Source organism: Vibrio sp. Vb1127, assembly GCF_033338735.1.
Classification (GTDB): Bacteria; Pseudomonadota; Gammaproteobacteria; order Enterobacterales; family Vibrionaceae; genus Vibrio; species Vibrio alginolyticus.
In genome coordinates this window covers 31,243-51,627 of record NZ_JAWOTF010000001.1, presented here as the reverse complement: position 1 = coordinate 51,627, position 20,385 = coordinate 31,243, and the positions used below count along the sequence as shown (strand labels likewise).

Genomic DNA, 20,385 nt, shown 5'->3' with positions numbered 1-20,385 from the left:
AAAGGTGCAAACGACTTACAAGTCGAAACAAGTCGAATGGTTCTGTCAATAACTCTAAACAAAGGCTCTTAAATTTAGAATGTTTAAGAGTCTTTGCCTCTTAATTATGCGAAACAACATCTTAGCGTAAAGTGAAAAGAAAAGCCTTTTACTCTACTGCTAAGGTTTATTGATACTTTGCCGAAGTAATGAACTCACCGAATGTCTCGCACCATACAACAACCGTATTGTATTCAGAAATTGAAGTGCTTTGAGGAACCTCAACAACGAAGTTATCGAACGTTTTTACATCACCAATTAAGCTCATTTCAGATTTAAGGTCATTAAACTCTTGTTCCGTTTCGACAAACTTAGGAGATAGATAGAGTTTATAGTCTGGTCCGGGAGCGAGTTTTCCTACCAACGTAATGACTTCAGAACTCAAATGAATCTCTCCCTCTCCCCAATGAAAAGCATCGCTACCTTTGAGTTCCCTCTTAAACACTGCGCTGTATTCTGCACCTTGCTTGCTCTTAGCAACTTGTTCATCGGTCGGCGCAGGTGGTGCAATAAGGATCGGTAAAGTATAGATACCTATCGCAATGCCAATAGAAACTGCCACTAAGTGACTGATTGTTAATTTAATTATATTTTTCAAGGTCATAAGCATCTTCTTATTAGTTTTACTACTTGAAATTAGATTCAAATCGGCCTTATCTGTCTATTATCGAGCAGCATAATGTCATTAACATTATACACAAGCTATGCGCACTAAATGCAGACTGAGCGCAATTAAAAACGGCTGATAATTAATATCAGCCGTTTGCTTATCGGAAATGTCGTTGTGCCGGTTTGGTCACTATTCCGCTTCCACCAAAGCGATCTTATCGGATGTCGATTTTTCCAATTTTATCGCAATAAACTTAGAGGTTGGCGTAAACGTTCTATCCCCATAACTGTCCAAAGGAACTAATGGGTTTGTTTCTGGATAGTAAGCCGCCGCCTGACCTGCTGGTACATCATAGGCAACAAGCGTAAATCCGCTCACACGGCGCTCAACGCCATCTTCCCACAATGACACCATGTCCACTTTGTCGCCCGGTTCAAAACCGAGTTTACGAATATCCGCTTCATTGATAAACAGCACTTCGCGCATACCAAATACTCCACGATAACGGTCATTCAAGCCGTAAAGTGTCGTATTGTATTGGTCGTGTGAGCGCATGGTTTGCAAGATCAAATCTGGCTTTTGGCCTTTTTCGAGTATCGCTTCGCTGATCAACTGTTTCGGCAACTCACTAGAGCTGAACTGTGCTTTGCCGCTTGGTGTATTCCATCGACGCTCAGCAGCTGGGTTTACCAAGTGGAATCCACCCGGGTGTTTGAGCTTATGGTTAAAGTCGGTAAAGCCCGGAATCGTGTCGGCAATCAAATCGCGAATACGGTCGTAATCTTCAATCACCCACAACCAATCAATTGGTTTTGCCCCGAGTGTAGCATTGGCAATACCGGCAATAATCGCTGGTTCTGAACGCAAATGCTCCGAACGCGGTTTTAGCTGACCAAATGAAATATGTACCATGCTGAAGGTATCTTCAACCGTCACGCCTTGTGGGCCAGTCGCTTGCTGATCAATCTCAGTACGGCCTAAGCATGGAAGAATAAGCGCATCTTTACCTGTGACAAGGTGAGAACGATTTAACTTCGTCGAAATGTGTACGGTTAAATTACAGTTTCGCATCGCGTTGTGCGTACGTTCTGTGTCTGGCGTTGCTTGTGCAAAGTTACCGCCCAAACCGATAAATACTTTCGCTTGCCCTTCTTCCATCGCTTTAATGGCTTGCACAGTGTTGTGGCCTTCACCACGCGGGACGGCAAAGTTAAATCGACTTTCAATGCGATCCAACAACAGATCTGAAGGTTTTTCATCAATGCCCATCGTACGGTCGCCCTGAACGTTACTGTGACCTCGCACAGGTGAAAGACCCGCGCCCGGCTTTCCAACGTTACCTCGTAACATTTGCACGTTTGCGACTTCTTTAATGGTTGGCACAGAGTGACGATGCTGAGTCAACCCCATTGCCCAACACATGATCACACGTTCTGCACGTCGATACATGCTCGCCACCATCTCGATTTCACTTAAATCAAGACCCGATTGTTCCGCGATGTGTTCCCAAGACGTTGCATCCACTTCAGCCAAATACTTATCAATACCTATCGTGTGTTGTTTGATGAATTCGCGGTCAAATACCGCTTTGCCACCGTTTTGCAATGCCTCGCGCTCCCATTGCAACAAGAATTTCGCGATGCCACGAAACACTGCCATGTCTCCACCTAAAGCAGGACGCAGGTACGCCGTGTTTGTAGGCTCTGAGCCGTTACTCAACATCTCAATCGGCATTTGTGGGTTTTGGAAACGCTCTAACCCGCGCTCTTTGAGCGGGTTTAGACAGATAACCTGTGCACCACGTTTTACCGCTTCGCGCAGAGGTTCAAGCATTCGTGGGTGGTTCGTGCCCGGGTTTTGACCAATCACGAAAATCGCATCAGCTTCTTCAAAATCATCAAAAATCACTGTGCCTTTACCAACACCAATAGTGTCTTTCATCCCGATTGCACTGGCTTCGTGACACATGTTGGAACAATCTGGGAAGTTGTTGGTACCGAATGCGCGCACAAATAGCTGATATAAAAACGCCGCTTCGTTGCTTGCACGACCAGAGGTATAAAACTCCGCTTGGTGCGGTGAATCCAATTGATTGAGATGTTTCGCGACAAGAGAAAAAGCCTCATCCCAAGAGACAGGTACATAGTGGTCGGACTCGGCATCGTATCGCATTGGGTGCGTGATACGGCCTTGGTATTCCAACCAGTAATCGGTTTGCGTTGAGAGAGATGAAACGTTGTGATTGGCAAAAAACTCAGGATCAACCAGACGATTGGTCGCCTCCCAGTTTACCGCTTTCGCGCCATTCTCACAGAAATTGACTTTACCGCTATCTGGCGACTCACCCCATGCACATCCCGGGCAGTCGAAACCGCCATTTTGGTTGGTTTTGAGCATAGTGCGAATGTTTTTAACTGCATTTTCACTGCCCCACCAACTTCTGGTTACGGCTTTCAGTGCACCCCAACCACCAGCTGGACCTTTGTATGTTTTTATTTGTTCTTTTTGGCTCACGACTTTACTCCTCGCAGATATACCAGCAAGCAGGGTGCCCGTGAAAACAAGCGCGTTATTTATTGAGATAATGCGGAAGTATTGAAGGGCTTAGTTTCTAATCCATGTATTTTTTAATCCAAATAAGTAACCACTCAACATGCTCTCGCTTGTCCGAGCGTTTACTTATCTAGATTCTTGATATCGGATACCCGCCTACTGTTTCTAAGACTGGTAGATTCAATTCGCATTGTTGCGTCTTGATCTAAATCAAAGATTAAGTCGTTATTCAATATGCGTCCAATTGATAATCCTGACCGAGTGATAAACAAAATCTATGACGAATTTTTCCACTGACGGTCATAACATTTTTAATCAATACAATTTATGAGGTTAATCGTTTTCCCATCCGATTCCACCTAGTTCGCTTAACGAGCTCAATAAAATCGGTACTCTTGATAATAGATAATATCTATCACACTATAGATACTTTAAATTTGACCCTAATTAATATCAGGAATAGCCTTGATTCAGATCAATTTTGAGTGTGGTTTTATTCTTGACTTGGTTTTGGTTTTCCATTTCCCAGTTAAAACGCTCCAGCGCTTAAAAAGTACGGTAGTGCCGTGCCCTTTTTAGGGAGTTCCCCCCGTACATGTGACTCACAACGCAAGGTTAACAAGCCATTATGGATATCAAACAACTTAAATATCTCATCGCACTTGAACAGACCAAACACTTTGGTCAAGCCGCCGCATTGTGCCACATTACGCAGCCTACCTTGTCCATGAGAATCCGAAGCTTAGAGGAAGAACTCGACCTCGAATTAATCCAAAGAAGTCAACGATTTGAAGGGTTTACTGAAGCCGGAGAACGCATTTTAGCTTGGGCAAAAACCGTCTTAGCCGCTCATGATGGATTGCAAGCCGAGGCTGCTAACTGCCGTGGTCAGTTGGTCGGCTCTCTTCGGCTTGGAATGGTGCCACTCGCCAGCCAAAACCCGATGGAATTGCTCAAACCATTAGCTCACCAGTTCCCTGAGTTACGCTTTCAAATACTCTCCATGACGACCGAACAGATCATAGACCAACTCAATCGCAATCAACTTGATTTGGGGATGTGTTATGTCGATCAAGTCAACACCGCTTACTTCGATGTTATCGAACTAGATTCAACCAAACTTGGCGTTTTATTCGATGAGCGTCATTTTGATTTTGCCGAATCTGAAGTGTTGTGGGAGTCACTCAATAACATTCCGCTAGGGCTGCTTTCGAAGGGCATGCACTATCGCCACTCCATTGATCTTAGCTTTGTGAGTAAAGGGCTGGTTCCGCAAACCGTCATTGAAAGTAACTCCACCTTTCACTTGATCCAAGCAGTAGCCAGTGGCCTTTGTTGCGCCATTATGCCGCTGAATTGTGGATTGGAAGAGTTGAACGATACGCTTCGCATTATCCCTATCGAAGAAGCCGCCGTTCACGCCCCGCTAGGTTTGTTAAAGCGAAAACAAGAACCCTTCTCCGCGCTAACCGATCAGTGCTTCGCAGAAGCAAAAAACATATTCAATCGATAACAAGAATCCACACGTCAATTTTTGGCATACATAACGGCTTATGAGGTGATTTCATGAGATGTACTACTCAATCTTATTTAGAACTGTCCGATTTCAATCAAGCACCACCTCAACCAAGTGCGTTCAATTACCGAGAATTGATTGATGGCCGCCCAGTGCAACAAATGTCGCTGGCGAGTGAATCCGCCTTAGCTATCAGCTATAACGGCATTAGCCAAGCGGTCATGATGGTGACGCCAGGCCATCTGGAAGACTTCGTGAAAGGATTTAGCCTAAGCACAGGCATCGTCCACGATTTCAAAGAGATTAAAGACATTGAAATTGGTGGCGATCACGAATCTCACTATGCGGAAGTGGAAATCAGCAACCGCGCTTTCTGGGCGTTAAAAACACAGCGCCGAAATCTTGCCGGCACAACCGGATGCGGCATTTGTGGTGTAGAGGCTCTGGAACAAGCTTTGCCTGATTTGGCACCGCTAACACCGTCTCTTCCTCCGCGCTCCGATGTATTCGAAGGGCTGCGAGACAAAGTCGCACTGCATCAAGAAGCCGCACGTGAATCTGGCGCGTTACACGCCGCTTTATTTGCAGATTTACAAGGCAACATCAAGTTGTGCCGAGAGGACATCGGCCGCCACAACGCGCTAGATAAGTTGATTGGCGCATTGGCCAACAATCACATCGAGCCTCAAAGTGGCTTCGCAATCATGACAAGCCGTTGCAGCTTAGAGTTGATCCACAAAGCCGTTCGCGCGCGTATCCCCACTCTGGTTTGCTTATCTGCACCTACAGCGTTAACTGTCGAATGGGCAAGAAGAAACCATTTGAACCTAATTCACTTACCAAAACACGGCTCGCCGCGTCTATACAGCCCTGCCCCTTAACACGTCAACCTAGCCGAATTCCTAATATTTCTAACAGAGACCTCTGGGTCTCTGTTGTTTGCTTCTCGTTCCCAATTGATACTTAGCGACAAGACACTATTCTCTCCAACCAAACGTGCTCCCCCCTTGTCTGCACTAAGCTTACGCATATTAACCCGCTTGCATTTGAACGCTTTCCAATCCGATAAGAACCCTGTCAAAGACCCATAGATTAGTAAGGATTGTGTGACTCTTTTCACGCTTTTCCGCCTTCCTAGGCATTTCTAGGAATTTTTCCTAGCCGATCTAGGCAACCATCTCATGTGCCTCACAAAACCACTCTCTAGAATTCCGCTCAGTCAAAAGTAACAAGAGCGCATAACGGTCTCCGTTGTGTTTCTAAAACAATTACAAGAGAGTTCATCATGTTAAAATTCCTCGAACAGGTGCGGAAGCCGACCCTCGATCTTCCTGTCGAAGTTAGAAGAAAGATGTGGTTTAAACCGTTCATCCAATCTTACTTGGTCGTATTTATCGGCTACCTAACCATGTACTTGATTCGTAAGAACTTCAATGTCGCGCAAAACGACATGATCTCAACTTACGGTTTGAGCATGACAGACCTAGGTCTTATTGGCCTTGGCTTCTCCATCACATACGGCATCGGTAAAACCGTTGTGTCTTACTACGCTGACGGTAAGAACACCAAGCAATTCCTCCCTTTTATGCTGATCCTTTCTGGTCTTGCAATGCTTGGTTTCAGCTTCAGCATGGGCGGCGGTAGTGCAAGCCTGTTCTTGATGGTGGCTTTCTACGCTCTAAGTGGTTTCTTCCAAAGTACTGGTGGCCCTTCTAGTTACTCAACCATTACAAAATGGACACCTCGTAACAAACGCGGCTCTTACTTAGGCTTGTGGAACATGTCACACAACGTTGGTGGTGCGGGCGCAGCGGGTGTTGCTCTTTTCGGTGCCAACTACCTATTCAACGGCCACGTAATCGGCATGTTCGTGTTCCCTTCTATCATCGCGATCATCGTTGGCTTTATCGGTATGCGCTTTGGTAGCGACTCTCCAGAAGCTTATGGTTTAGGTAAAGTAGAAGAACTTTTCGATGAAGCAGTGAGTGAAGAAGACACCGCCGCTGAAGAAAACCAGATGACCAAAAAAGAAATCTTTGTTGAATACGTTCTTAAAAACAAAGTTATCTGGCTACTTTGCTTTGCCAACATCTTCCTTTACATCGTTCGTATCGGTATCGACCAATGGTCAACGGTATACGCGTACCAAGAACTTGGTCTGTCAAAAGAAACGGCAATCTCAGGCTTTACTCTATTCGAAGTCGGTGCGCTTGTGGGTACTTTGATGTGGGGTTACTTATCTGACTTAGCAAACGGTCGCCGCGCATTGGTTGCTTGTGTGTCTCTTGGTTTGATCATCGTATCGCTTGAGTTCTACCAACACGCCACTAGCGAGTTCATGTACTTAGCCTCTCTATTTGTATTGGGCTTCTTGGTGTTTGGTCCTCAACTTCTTATCGGTGTTGCCGCGGTTGGTTTTGTCCCTAAAAAAGCAATCAGTGTGGCTGACGGCGTAAAAGGTACATTCGCTTACCTAATCGGTGACAGCTTCGCGAAACTTGGTCTCGGTATGATTGCAGACGGTACACCTATCTTCGGCTTAACAGGTTGGAAAGGTACCTTCGCAGCTCTAGATACCTCCGCCATGATTTGTATTGTTTTGCTTGCTTTCGTCGCTATCGCGGAAGAGAGGAAGATTCGACACGCGAAGAAGCTTCAACTTGCACAAAACCAAGCCTAGCTTCTCTGCGCGCTTTACTTCGGTAAAGCGCGCAAGATCATTAAAAAGCATGGCTCAATTCAGTATCATTAAAGATTTTTCTATTAGCTCCTGTTGGAGCTTATTGTTGTTAGTCGCCTACTCTATTTGGTTGTAATAATGATTCATGTTGCTCTAGTTGATGATCACGTCATCGTGCGTTCAGGTTTCGCACAATTATTAAATTTAGAAAGTGATATTACCGTTGTTGGTGAATTCGGCTCTGTCGCCGAAGCGCGAAAAGGCTTGCCTGCGGTACACCCTCATGTCGTCATCCTAGATATCTCCATGCCCGATGAGAGCGGCTTAAACTTTCTTAGCGAAATACCAACTGGCATTGCCTGCGTGATGCTTAGCGTGCATGACTCCCCTGCGATGGTGGAAAAATCACTAAAGCTAGGTGCAAAAGGCTATCTTAGTAAACGCTGTAGCCCAGACGAACTTATTCAAGCCGTGAGAACCAGTGCTTCTGGCGGCTGTTACCTCACATCAGATATTGCACTTAAACTTGCAACGCCTAGCGACAACACCACCTCTCTATGCCAACTGACAAAACGTGAAAACGAGGTATGTCAGCTACTTGCGACCGGGTTGGATGTAAAGTCTGTCGCGGCAGAGCTTGGCTTGAGCCACAAGACCGTGCATGTGCATCGTGCGAATGCCATCGACAAACTCGGCGTGAAAAACAACGTTGAGCTCGCCAAACTATTTTCTCAAGAGTCCTTTTAATGCGAGCCTATTCTGTCACAACGATTTGTGGTCTGTTTGTTATGGCCTGTGCTTGGTTCTGTTTGTGGGTGATCGCCTACTACTTTGTCAACGATCCAGAGCTCGCCATTCTGCTTTTCCCATTCGCCTTACGATTGGGGATTGCGCTGCACACTCGCACCGCGTACTGGCCAACAATCTACGTATCAGAATGGGCGCTGACGATTGCACTTGCGACCCTATTAGAGCAACCTCAATGGCTCACAGTGCTGATCGCCAGTGTTGCCAGCATCCCTGTCACACTGATTGCGAAAAAATACTACTACGGTGACCAAAACCGCCACTTAGCCGTCATGGGCGTTGTGATCATCATTACCGCCTTCATCAACGTAATGGCGGTCGGCTTTCACGTGCCTTCTGTTTACATGGTGTGGTTAGCCAGTATTTCTGGTGGGCTGATGCTGGTTCCTATGTGCTACCTACTGTGGAACTACCTATTTCAAAGCCGATGGTCGCCTCTGACGTCGCATCTTTTGAACAACACTGTGGTGTTCAGCATTCGCCACATTGTGTTTTACGCCGTACTTCTTATCGGCAGCATTCTAGTGCAAACGAGTTTGCCTGAAGAGTTAAAACGATTTGCGCCATTTTGTATGGCTATCCCAATCATCGTGCTGGCACTTCGTTACGGCTGGCAAGGAGCCCTACTCGCCACCATGCTCAACAGCATTGCGCTGATTGCGGCTCGCAGCGGCGTATCAAATCTAGAAATCACCGATTTGTTATTATCTCTCTCGGCGCAAACCATCACCGGCATTATGCTCGGCTTAGGGGTTCAGAAACAAAAAGACCTCAATCACAAACTGCGCGGCGAACTTGCACGCAATCAGAATTTGTCTCGCCAGCTTATCAAAGCGGAAGAATCGGTAAGACGCGATATTGCGCGCGAGCTACATGACGAAATTGGACAGAACATCACGGCGATCCGCACACAAGCCAACATCATTAAGCGGGTAAATAACGCCGAAACAAGCGTGGGTTGCGCCGACATGATCGAAGGGCTTTCCCTCAACGTGTACGACACCACTAAGCGACTGTTAAGCAAGCTAAGACCAAAAATGCTGGATGATTTGGACTTAAAAGAATCCGTCGAGCAACTGACGCGAGAGATGGAATTCGCCAATCACGGAACAACTGTTCAACTGAACTGGCAAGGCGATTACACCAGCCTGAGTGACACACTCAAAGTAACCCTATTCCGTTTATGCCAAGAGTCATTAAATAACGCTGCCAAGTACGCAGAAGCGCAGTTGATCAATATTGAACTGACAATTGGAGAAGCTGCGGTGTCACTGATGATTCACGATGATGGTGTCGGATTCAAAGTTCAGGACAGCATGAAAGGCATGGGCGTTCGCGGCATGCAAGAACGTGTGCACGCGTTAGGTGGAAAAATGGTTATCTACTCCACCAGCGATCAAGTGATCGGCACACAAATCAGCATTACTTTACCTAAGGTGTAACTCAAGATGTTTGGATTTTTACGTTCACCTAAATTTACTCAACCGAGCCTGAGCAACGAGCAAATCGACCAGCGTTACCACCATTGGCGTTTGCACATTATGTTGGGGATGTACATCGGCTACGCAGGTTTCTACTTTACCCGTAAGACCTTTAACTACGCCGCACCAGCGATGATTACCGATCTTGGCTTAGATAAAGGCGATTTGGGTCTTATCGGTACACTTTTCTACATTACTTACGGTTGTTCGAAGTTTATTTCTGGCACGATTTCGGATCGCTCTAACCCTCGTTATTTCATGGGATTAGGATTGATTGCGACAGGTCTGGTCAATATCGCGTTCGGTTTTTCTAGCTCACTCGCGGCTTTCATTACTCTGTGGATCTTAAACGCCTGGTTCCAAGGCTGGGGCTGGCCTTCATGCTCCAAGCTGTTAACCACTTGGTATTCACGCTCCGAGCGTGGCTTCTTATGGGCCATTTGGAACACCGCACACAACGTTGGTGGCGCGCTGATCCCTATTTTGGTGGGCTATTTAACGTTGCACTACAGCTGGCGTGAAGGCTTTATTCTACCCGGCATCATCGGCGTATTACTCGGTCTATTCGTTTGTTGGCGATTGCGCGACAAACCCACAACAATGGGTTTACCAAGTGTCGGCCAATGGCGCAACGACGCACTAGAACTTGCGCAGGAAAATTACGGACGTGGCCTCACCTACCGAGAAATTCTGAAATCGTACGTATTTAACAACAAATACATCTGGCTGCTCGCGTTCAGTTATGTGTTGGTTTACATCGTCCGAACCGCAATCAATGACTGGGGAAACCTGTACTTGACCGAGCAGCATCACTATAGCCTGATTAATGCCAACGCTGCTCTGTCTATGTTTGAAATCGGCGGTTTTGTTGGTTCATTGGTTGCGGGCTGGGGCTCAGACAAACTCTTTGGCGGTAACCGTGGACCAATGAACTTGCTGTTCGCGATTGGGATTTTCTTATCTGTCTCTGCGCTTTGGCTAATGCCTCTGACCAACTTTGCATTCCAAGCAGCGGGATTGTTCTCCATCGGCTTCTTTGTCTTTGGACCACAAATGCTGATCGGTATGGCGGCGGCGGAGTGCTCTCACAAAGATTCTGCCGGCGCGGCAACAGGATTCGTGGGCTTGTTCGCCTACATGGGCGCAGCATTGTCAGGTTATCCACTGGCGTTAATTCTTGAAGAATATCATTGGACGGGTTTCTTCATCACCATTTCAGTTTGTGCAGCCGTCATTGGCCTTTTGTTGCTGCCATTTTTGCAAGCGCAACCATCACGAAAACCACTCGAACCAAAACCTCGGTTGTAAATCGACTTATCGCCCTTCGGGCAAATTGGCGAGTGACCTAACCGAGCTCGCCATCCTTATTTAATGTATCTCTGCTTAATTTTTCTTCCGATTCAGTTCGGAGGGTTAACTATGGGAAAAATTCATGAATTTGAACACTATTTCATCGTATAGCTTCTTTCAAATGAACAACAAAATCCAAAACTACGCTTGGGGAAGCACCTCTTCTATTCACGATTTGTTTGGCTTTTCTAACGAAACGAATGAGCCTCAAGCAGAAGTATGGATGGGTACTCACCCAAACGGCTGCTCTGAAGTTCAGATTGAGCAAAACACGCTGCCTTTGTCTGAACTGATCAAACAAAACCAACCCGCTTATTTATCAGCAGAAACCGCAGCGAAATTTGGCGACCTGCCCTTTCTGTTTAAGATCTTAGCGGCCGAACACGCACTGTCGATTCAAGTTCACCCAAGCAAACAAGATGCCGAAATAGGTTTCGAAAAAGAGCAAAGTGCTGGGATCCCACTAAACGCGAGCCATCGTAACTACAAGGATCCGAACCACAAACCTGAGTTGGTGTACGCGCTAACAAGTTACCAAGCCATGAACGGTTTTCGCTCGTATTCCGAGATTATTGAGGCATTTAGCCTTTGCGATATCGATGAGCTACGCGCGCCACTAGATGCATTCAAACACGAAGCCAACTCACAAGGTTTACGCGATTTCTTTGTGCACATTCTGACCATAGAAGGAGAAACAAAAGAGCGAGCACTGAAACAACTTCTTGCCCACGCTTCACGTCAATCGGAACAAGGCACTGACAGCGACGTTTTCCAGCTCATCTTGGATCTATCCACTCAATACCCCGGCGATGTCGGCTTGTTTGCGCCATTACTGTTGAATGTCATCACGCTGCAACCTGGCGAAGCGATGTTCCTGAGCGCAAGAACGCCACACGCTTACATTAAAGGAACGGGATTAGAGATCATGGCGAACTCAGATAACGTTTTGCGTGCAGGACTCACGCCGAAACATATGGATGTTGAAGAACTGGTTAAATGCACAGACTTTGTGCCTAAGCCGTTTAACGGCCTTGTTCTAGAACCCAATGCCAATGGTTGCCAAAGCCTTTACCCCGTTCCAGTGGCAGACTTTAGTTTCAGCATTCTTAACGAACCGAACAATGAAGTGATTGAGGCTAACAGCGCAGAGATTTTGATGGCGATTGATGCCGACCTGACACTCATCAGTGATAACGGTGAGACGTTAACCGCCGCGAAAGGACAATCGGTATTTGTTCCTGCTTACGTTGGCCATTACCGTATTCAAAGTGCGGGACGTGTGGCTCGCACCTTTAACTAACTTCTGGATAACGGATTCAAGCTAGCGTCTGACCCAAGGGACTGGGTTAGACAGCTTATTCCTCTCATAGATTGAGCCTGTCCGGTTTTAAGACACTCATTCTTACACCTTATCGACTCAAAGCCGCTGCGGTCTAAACCATCTAAGTTCTCTAAGAACCATAGGTTCCTCTATTCACTGCAACATTCATTGTCAAAACCCATTTATTTCCAGTAAATTCGCCGCTCCAATATCAAATCACTTGGATAATAAAGGCGCTTGCACAGTGGTATTTGTTGCAAAACGTATAATCAACGTTGTAATCAAAGCCTCAATCACTACAATCTCTGGTTCGATTTTTCAGTTAACGTTTGTATGCCGAAGTTAAACCAAGATAACCCTGTTCAAAGCTCCGCCCTTTCCGATATCGAAACCAGCAGTAAGATTCAATCGGCATTAGAACCGAAGTTTCACAAGCCAGAGAAACGTCTCTGCTTAAGCCCTGGCCTATCGGATAAGCATTTGGCGCGCCGTTGGCAAGTATTGGAACAAGTGACCAATAAAGATCATCTTCTTGATCCTTTCACACAGTCACATTGCGACGCTTACTCCAACAACATCGAGCACTTCATTGGTACTGTCAATGTGCCGGTCGGCATCGCAGGCCCTTTGCGCGTCAACGGTTTGTATGCGAACGATGACTTTTTGGTTCCGCTCGCAACGACAGAAGCCGCGTTAGTCGCTTCCTACAACCGTGGCGCAAATCTTATCACCGCCGCTGGTGGCGCGAGCGCATTGTTACTAAGTGAAGGGGTGAGCCGAACACCAGTATTCGCCTTTAATCACCTTGCTGACGCCGGCCAGTTCGTCAGTTGGGTTGTGACCCAGTTTGACGTATTTCGTCAAATTGCGGAATCCACCACCTCACATGGCAAACTCAAAGACATCAATGTAAATATCGAAGGAAACCATGTTTATTTGGTCTTTGAATACGTGACTGGTGACGCTTCCGGACAAAACATGGTGACCATCGCAACAAACGAAGTGTTCCATCATATTTTGGCGACCAGCCCAATCAAACCAACTCAAGCATTCTTGGATGGCAACTTATCAGGCGACAAAAAACCAAACGCACACACACTGCGCTCGGTACGCGGTAAGAAAGTATCCGCCGAAGTGACCATTCCTGCTGAGTTGGTGGAAAAATATCTGCATACGACGCCGGAGTCTATGGTTCAATTTGGCAAAATGACCACGGTGGGTGGTTTACTCAGCGGGACAATTGGCGTCAACGCGCATTACGCAAATGCCCTTGCCGCGCTGTACATTGCTTGTGGTCAAGATGCAGCTTGTGTTGCAGAGTCTGCCATTGGAATCACTCGTATGGATGTAGACGCTCAAGGCAACTTGTACGCGTGCGTGACCTTGCCAAACATCATGGTGGGGACGGTTGGTGGTGGTACTGGCCTTCCAACGCAAAAAGCATGTTTGGATATTTTGGGTTTGCACGGCAACGGCAATGCGAAAGCGTTAGCCGAAGTCGCAGCTGCGCTTTGTCTGGCTGGCGAACTCTCGATCGTGGGCGCATTTTGTGCCGATCACTTTTCTCGTGCTCACCATAAGCTTGCCCGAAAATAACCTTTGTTGCTTTGTACAAGAGAACATCCGTGTGGTTTTCTCTTGTGCAAACCAATGGACTTTATTTATTGGCTCAATAATTTCTTGAAACTAACTTAAGCCTTAACAAACATACCAATCTCTTGTTAACAGTACTTTAGCTGTCCCCCTTCTATATCTATTGCGATATCTCTGCTTATTACTCTTCACTGGCCATATTTAATATCAGTATCTTAGAAAAAATAGCATCAAAAACTTCTAGCACTATAGTACCAAATTGAACGTTTGAGTTTTTTGTTCACCACTTATAGCTACTATACTCGCCTATGCAGCTGCTTGATTTTCATAAATTTACTAAACAGCTCAAAAGAGCTTAATAACTCCCGTTAAATGGACTTAAATCGTTACTTCGGGTAAGCGAGTTAACTATGAGACGTCAGAAGCTAAATAAAATCTCTGCTTGGGTACTAGGATTGGCTATCTTATTGCTGAGCCATGTGTCTAATGTATCAGCACAAATACAGCAATCCCCATCCGATCAAACCGTTGCGCGTTTTCTCTATCAAACCTCTTTTGGACCAACACCTGCGTTAATTAATGAGGTTAGGGAAAACGGCTTAGAGGATTGGATACAGAAACAAATCAACCTGCCAGCAACCTACCATCAACCACTTTATCAAACGCCTTTTTCTAAAGGCCTACAGTCAAACCGAGAAAATGCTTGGTATCAAATTGTTGTTACTGCTGAAGATCAGCTTAGGCAGCGAACGGCTTATGCATTGAGTCAGATCGTAGTCGTTTCTCGTTATGGCGGCGTTCTTTCCAGCAAACCTACAGGGTTAGTGAATTACTACGATCTGTTGGTTGAGCATGCGTTTGGCAACTACCGAGACCTGTTGTATGACGTTTCCATCCATCCAGTCATGGGGAGCTATTTGTCTATGCTCGGTAGTGCAAAAGAAAATAGTGCGACAGGAACGCTTCCCGATGAGAACTTTGCTCGAGAGTTAATGCAGTTATTCACTATCGGTTTGTATGAACTCAATTTAGATGGCAGTAAAAAGCTAAACCACGCAACAGGCAAACCTATCCCCACGTACAATCAAACTGATATTCAAGAGCTCGCGCGAGCATTAACTGGATGGAAAAATTCCGACATCGCATTCGTGAAACCGATGCGAGTTATCAGTCAACGGCACGACACCGGCGAGAAGCGATTTCTAGGGAACGTGATCCCATCGGGTCTAACCGCACAAGAAGAGCTTTCAAAAGTGATTGATATGTTGATGTCTCACCCAAATGTTGCTCCATTTGTTTCAAAGTTACTTATACAACGTTTGGTCAGTTCAAATCCAAGCCCAGAGTACGTCGCGCGTGTTGCTACGATATTTAACAACAATGGGGAAGGAGAAAAAGGCGATCTAACCGCCGTTGTTCGAGCCATATTGCTCGACCCTGAAGCATTAGGGATGACGGATACCCCGCCTGTAAAAGTGAAAGAACCGATACTGGTCCTGACTAATTTTCATCGAGCATCAGGTTTTACGGTTAAAGGATCACGTTACGAAGACGCAACAACGATGATGAACATCGCTAATCAAGGGCCGCTTCGTTCTCCTTCCGTGTTTAATTTTTACTCTCCAGACTATCAGCCGTCTAACGAGTTTACGGAGTCTGGTATTAACTCGCCAGAGTATGAACTTCTCAATTGGTCTGTTTATACCGATTTGGTCAACTATATGTTAACCAGCACTCGTAGAGGAGGTGGTGATTCCTACCACTTCGATCTTAACGAGTTTTATCTTCTTCTGGACGATCACCGTGCCTTAGTCGAATTGGTTAACGAGCGTTTCTTTGCTGGAACGGCTTCTGCTGAATTGAAAGAGCTCATGCTCACCGCCCTGAATGATTATCGTGGGGACTATGTGCCAACAACAAAACTCGCTCTAGTGATATTTACCGCCATTTCTGGCGACGAATTCTATATTCAGGATTAGGAGTGAATTATGGATATTTCACGACGACATTTTATACAAAGCACGCTATCGATGGGCGCACTAGCCTCTCTTAGTCTGCCAGGTTATTCTCTCGCAGCGCCATCTAATGACTTTCGAGCATTAATATGTGTTTATTTAGCTGGCGGAAACGATGCGTTCAACACCGTACTACCATTATCGGAGACGCACTATCGTCAATATTCCAAAGTCAGAGGGCCACTCTCTGTCGCCAAAGAAGACATACTCCCTATCAATTTAAGTGCTGTCGATAGCTCAAATCACCCAGTGAAGCTCGGCTTACACCCAAAGTTAAATGCGTTAACTTCCGTTTTCGAACAAGGCGATGCCAGCATCGTGCTCAATAGTGGCATTCTCAACCATCCCGTCACCAAACAAGCTATTGAGCAAGGTGAAGCATCACTTCCCGAGCAACTGTTTTCTCATAATTCTCAAACAGACGCTTGGTTACTTGGTGGAATGAGCGAGTCTAAAAATCTTGGTTGGGCTGGCAGAATGTTGGATGTATTAAACTCTGAATCAGAAATAACACCGCTATACAGTGTGCATGGCAACTCGCTTTGGTTACGGGCAATGGAACACCGCCAAACCGTCCTGAAAAAAGATCGCGCAGTTCAGCTTACCGCGATTGATAACCCGCTATACAAGGGGATCTATGATCGCCTTCTCTCTCATCAAACTGACAATCCATTTAATGGTCATTTTAATTTGATGGTTGATGAGTCGATGGTAATGAGTAGTGTACTGAGCGAGCAACTCAACCACATTGCTGACGAGCCGCTGTTTACGTCATCGACGCTCGGCAAGCAGATGCAAACCGTGTACAAATTGATAGCAAGCCAAGATGTCCTGAAGCAGCAACGACAAGTCTTTTTCGTTAAACACTCTGGGTATGACCTGCACGATTCGCAACTGACACGTCATCCAGTGTTACTTGAGGATCTCGCGACAAACCTTTTAGCAATGTATCGTGCGGTCGAACGGTTAGGGCTAAACAAGCAAGTCACCTCTTTCACTATGTCTGACTTCGGTCGACGGATGATGAGCAACGGAAATGGTACCGATCATGGCTGGGGTGGCCATCAACTATTAATTGGAGGCGCGGTAAATGGGAAACAACCTATCGGTACATGGCCGGAACTAATACTGGGCGGAAACGATGATTACTCTCAAGGCCGACTCATACCCAAAATTGCCGCTGATCAAGTTGGTTCAACACTAGCGCAGTGGATGGGCGTGAGTGATAACGCTGCACTGGAATACGTCTTCCCGAACATCCGTAATTTTACTCATTCAAACCTGGGTTTTATGGCTTAAGATATTTTTCAGGTTAGCTGTAGAACGCATCATCAAATAAGGGAGCCTCGCGCTCCCTTACTCATCTTATGTTTGCAGAGTGTCCGTTACACCTCGTCGCGACGGCGTTCGTTACACAGCTTAATGGCACGCTCAAGTAATTCTAACGCGGATTGCTCACATTCAGGCAGAACCGCATCACTTTCAGAAACTGGCGTTACGCGGTCACCCCATTTCAATACTGCCGCACCCCATGTCAAACCTGCACCAAATGCAGCAAGAAGCATATTATCACCTGGGTTAACTCGACCTTGCTCTACCGCTTCACACAATGCAATTGGCACCGTCGCAGCTGAAGTATTGCCATAGTTTTGAATGTTAACAAACGCTTTGTCGTGTGGAATTCCAGACAGGTCACACAAGGTTTGAATAATACGAATATTCGCTTGATGCGGAATCACAACATCGATTTGTTCCGTCGTTAACTGTGATGCTTTCAGTACGGTTTTCGCAGCTAGCCCCATGCCTTTTACTGCACGTTTGAAAATTTCTTGTCCTACAAAGTTGAAATCCCAGTAACCGTTGTCTTCCGCAAAGCGATCCATACAAGTACCAAACTTTGGTACGGACAGAATATCGCGGCCTTTTGCGTCACAACCGATTTGAGACTGTAGTAAACCCGTTTCTTTTTCCGTTCTTGATAACACAACGGCGCCCGCACCATCACCAAATAGAACAGCGGTATCTCGCATTGCCCAATCGATGTAGAAAGACAATCTTTCCGCACCAATAATGATCGCGTTACGATAGTTACCTGATTGAATCAAACGTGTGCCCGTTTCTAGGCCATAGACAAATCCCGTACATGCGGCATTTAAGTCAAAGGCAGCGGCTGCACGAATACCTAGGTTCTGCTGTACCTTAGACGCGATATTTGGAATCAATGAATCTGGTGAACAAGTCGCCACAATGATTAAATCCACGTCTGTGGCATCGACGCCTGCTCGAGCTAATGCATGTTTAGCAGCAACGGTCGCCATGTCTGACGTGTTTACATGACTAATGCGGCGGTTTTCGATACCAGTGCGGGTACGAATCCACTCATCGGAAGTATCGAGGAAAGTGCTAAGATCATCGTTAGAGAGCACGGCTGGCGGAACACATTTCCCCCAACCTGTAATTTCAGCGTAGTAATTTGTCATCGCAGACCTATTTATTGTTGTATTTTAATAAAATTTCTTAGAACCTTAGGCTCAAATACAAACCTGCGCTGCGTTATTTCGGCAGGTTAAAAAATAAGTATACAAATAATGAGGCTGACTGGTAAGTCATGTTTTCATCAATACGTAATAAAGGAAGAAGTCATGTCATCGTTTAAAACTCGCTGCCCTTCGTGCGGCGGTCTAAATCGTATCCCTAATGAGCGCGTTGCCGAATCTGCAACTTGCGGTAAATGTAAAAGTGCACTTTTAGACGGCTCGCCTATCGAAGGTACACAAGATAACTTTTCTGCTCTATTACAAAGTGATATGCCTGTTGTAGTAGATTTTTGGGCCCCATGGTGCAACCCGTGCGTTGGTTTTGCTCCTGTTTTCTCTGATGTTGCTCATGAGCAAGCCGGAACGGCTCGTTTTGTTAAGATTGATACCGAAGCTCAACAACAACTTGCGACGCAATTTGGTATTCGCAGTATTCCTACCATTATGGTTTTCAAGAATGGTCAACGCGTTGATATGATCAATGGTGCGTTACCTAAAACTCAATTCGATCAATGGTTAAATCAAGCACTTACTAAATAATCTTCCACGCCAACCTTGTTTGTAGGTTGGCGTTTTTATGCAACTTATCAACCTATCTAGTTAACAAATATTATTTATCGAAACGACTTAAATTTATCATTTTACTTGCCTAACTATTAGCCTCATATTCGCGCCGAATAACCCTTAGATTTCATTTAACTTATAGGCGCAAAACAGTGGAAAACACAGTCGTTCCTGCAGCATCACCACGAGTTACAGTTCCAGTCGTCGCACTGTCTCTTTATGCGGTGGCTTCGGGCTATTTAATGAGCTTGATCCCTCTCATGCTCGGTGAATACAACATCTCAGCAGATTACGCGAGTTGGTTGGCGAGTGTGTTTTATGGCGGCTTATTAACTGGCGCGATTTTTATTGAACGTATCGTACGTCAAGTTGGTCACCGTAACGCGTTTATTGGTTGCTTGGCCGTATTTTCGCTAACTATCGTCACACTACCCGTGTTTGCTAACGGATTGATGTGGCTTGCCGCTCGCTTTATTGCGGGTATCGCGGTTGCTGGTGTTTTTGTCATTGTTGAGTCTTGGCTAATGTCTGGAGACGAAGCATCGCGTGCGAAACGTTTGAGCTTGTACATGCTATCGCTTTATGGTGGTTCAGCATTAGGCCAGTTTGGTATTGGCGTGCTTGGCGTAAGTGGCGGCGTTCCGTTTATTGCGATCACGACGTTGATCTTAATGGCGATGCTGGTGCTAATGTTCATTGAGTGTGAGCAGCCAAACAGCCATGAATCAACCGCTTTATCATTTAAGCAAATTGCCAAACTAAACCATGCAGCAATTATTGGTTGTGTTGTTTCAGGTTTGACCTTAGGCGCGATCTACGGATTAATGCCAGTTGAGTTAACTAACCGTAAAATTAGCCATCAAGACATTGGTACATTGATGGCGCTAGTGATTCTAGGTGGCATGCTAGTTCAACCAATGGTGACCGCGCTAAACAAATACATGAGCCGCACAGTGCTAATGGCGTTTTTCTGTATTTTGGGTATTTTTTCGATCGGTATGACCTTTATTTCCTCGTCAGCCGTGGTATTGGCTGCTGCATTATTCTTTTTAGGTGCAGCTACTTTTGCCTTGTACCCGATAGCAATCAACTTAGGTTGCGAAGGTCTTGATGAACGCTTTATTGTCTCTGCGACACAAGTCATGCTGTTTAGCTACAGCATCGGCTCTGTTGCTGGTCCTGTTGTCGCTGATAAATTCATGGGCCAAGAACACGGCTTGCTAGGCTACTTGTTTGCCGCTTTGGTTGCGACTGGCGTATACATGCTACTTGCTGCGAGCAAAACCAAGCAGCGTATGGCCGCTGGCCTCTAACCACGC

15 protein-coding genes are annotated in these 20,385 nt (G+C 45.9%); 12 read left to right on the top strand and 3 right to left on the bottom strand.

The window, feature by feature from the left end:
* Positions 1 to 166 precede the first annotated feature (166 nt).
* Entirely contained in the window at positions 167 to 643 is a 477-nt protein-coding gene (locus R7H07_RS00230; RefSeq protein ID WP_005376099.1) for a DM13 domain-containing protein, read from the bottom strand.
* 195 nt (positions 644 to 838) lie between these two features.
* The gene (locus R7H07_RS00225; protein WP_042520945.1) at positions 839 to 3,163 is read right to left on the bottom strand and encodes an FdhF/YdeP family oxidoreductase; all 2,325 of its coding nucleotides are present in this window, start codon (positions 3,161 to 3,163) and stop codon (positions 839 to 841) included.
* A 667-nt stretch (positions 3,164 to 3,830) separates the two neighbouring features.
* Here R7H07_RS00225 and R7H07_RS00220 point away from each other — a divergent pair.
* The 10 genes from R7H07_RS00220 (at position 3,831) to R7H07_RS00175 (ending at position 17,264) form a co-directional block, all read left to right on the top strand.
* Positions 3,831 to 4,715, top strand: coding sequence for a LysR family transcriptional regulator (locus tag R7H07_RS00220; RefSeq protein ID WP_206958863.1), 885 nt, complete (start codon positions 3,831 to 3,833; stop codon positions 4,713 to 4,715).
* Between the two features lie 53 nt (positions 4,716 to 4,768).
* Positions 4,769 to 5,599, top strand: coding sequence for a formate dehydrogenase accessory sulfurtransferase FdhD (fdhD, locus tag R7H07_RS00215; RefSeq protein WP_206958865.1), 831 nt, complete (start codon positions 4,769 to 4,771; stop codon positions 5,597 to 5,599).
* A 404-nt stretch (positions 5,600 to 6,003) separates the two neighbouring features.
* A complete protein-coding gene (uhpT, locus tag R7H07_RS00210) occupies positions 6,004 to 7,398 on the top strand; it encodes a hexose-6-phosphate:phosphate antiporter (protein ID WP_206958867.1) in 1,395 nt (464 codons plus the stop codon).
* A 138-nt stretch (positions 7,399 to 7,536) separates the two neighbouring features.
* Entirely contained in the window at positions 7,537 to 8,145 is a 609-nt protein-coding gene (gene uhpA, locus R7H07_RS00205) for a transcriptional regulator UhpA (protein ID WP_005376090.1), read from the top strand.
* Positions 8,145 to 9,647 (top strand): signal transduction histidine-protein kinase/phosphatase UhpB, encoded by a 1,503-nt coding sequence (gene uhpB, locus R7H07_RS00200; protein WP_206958869.1) that lies wholly within the window; start codon positions 8,145 to 8,147, stop codon positions 9,645 to 9,647. The genes uhpA and uhpB overlap by 1 nt, the downstream gene beginning before the upstream one ends.
* Before the next feature lie 6 nt (positions 9,648 to 9,653).
* Complete coding sequence (locus R7H07_RS00195) at positions 9,654 to 10,994, top strand: MFS transporter (RefSeq protein ID WP_005376086.1); 1,341 nt, start codon at positions 9,654 to 9,656, stop codon at positions 10,992 to 10,994.
* A 124-nt stretch (positions 10,995 to 11,118) separates the two neighbouring features.
* On the top strand, positions 11,119 to 12,336 hold the full coding sequence (gene manA, locus R7H07_RS00190; protein WP_054575431.1) for a mannose-6-phosphate isomerase, class I: 1,218 nt from the start codon (positions 11,119 to 11,121) through the stop codon (positions 12,334 to 12,336).
* Positions 12,337 to 12,690: 354 nt separating this feature from the next.
* Positions 12,691 to 13,953, top strand: coding sequence for a hydroxymethylglutaryl-CoA reductase (locus R7H07_RS00185; protein WP_115386657.1), 1,263 nt, complete (start codon positions 12,691 to 12,693; stop codon positions 13,951 to 13,953).
* A gap of 407 nt (positions 13,954 to 14,360) precedes the next feature.
* Positions 14,361 to 15,929, top strand: a complete 1,569-nt coding sequence (locus tag R7H07_RS00180) for a DUF1800 domain-containing protein (protein WP_065275329.1) — start codon at positions 14,361 to 14,363, stop codon at positions 15,927 to 15,929.
* A gap of 9 nt (positions 15,930 to 15,938) precedes the next feature.
* The gene (locus R7H07_RS00175; protein ID WP_065275330.1) at positions 15,939 to 17,264 is read left to right on the top strand and encodes a DUF1501 domain-containing protein; all 1,326 of its coding nucleotides are present in this window, start codon (positions 15,939 to 15,941) and stop codon (positions 17,262 to 17,264) included.
* 86 nt (positions 17,265 to 17,350) lie between these two features.
* Here the strand turns inward: R7H07_RS00175 and R7H07_RS00170 are convergent, their stop codons facing one another.
* Complete coding sequence (locus R7H07_RS00170; RefSeq protein WP_053349917.1) at positions 17,351 to 18,445, bottom strand: ketoacyl-ACP synthase III; 1,095 nt, start codon at positions 18,443 to 18,445, stop codon at positions 17,351 to 17,353.
* A gap of 162 nt (positions 18,446 to 18,607) precedes the next feature.
* On the opposite strand from R7H07_RS00170, the gene trxC reads away from it, so the two are divergent.
* Together trxC and R7H07_RS00160 are read left to right on the top strand one after the other, a co-directional pair.
* Positions 18,608 to 19,042, top strand: coding sequence for a thioredoxin TrxC (gene trxC / locus R7H07_RS00165; protein WP_065275331.1), 435 nt, complete (start codon positions 18,608 to 18,610; stop codon positions 19,040 to 19,042).
* 176 nt (positions 19,043 to 19,218) lie between these two features.
* Entirely contained in the window at positions 19,219 to 20,379 is a 1,161-nt protein-coding gene (locus R7H07_RS00160) for an MFS transporter (protein ID WP_033907039.1), read from the top strand.
* Positions 20,380 to 20,385 lie beyond the last annotated feature (6 nt).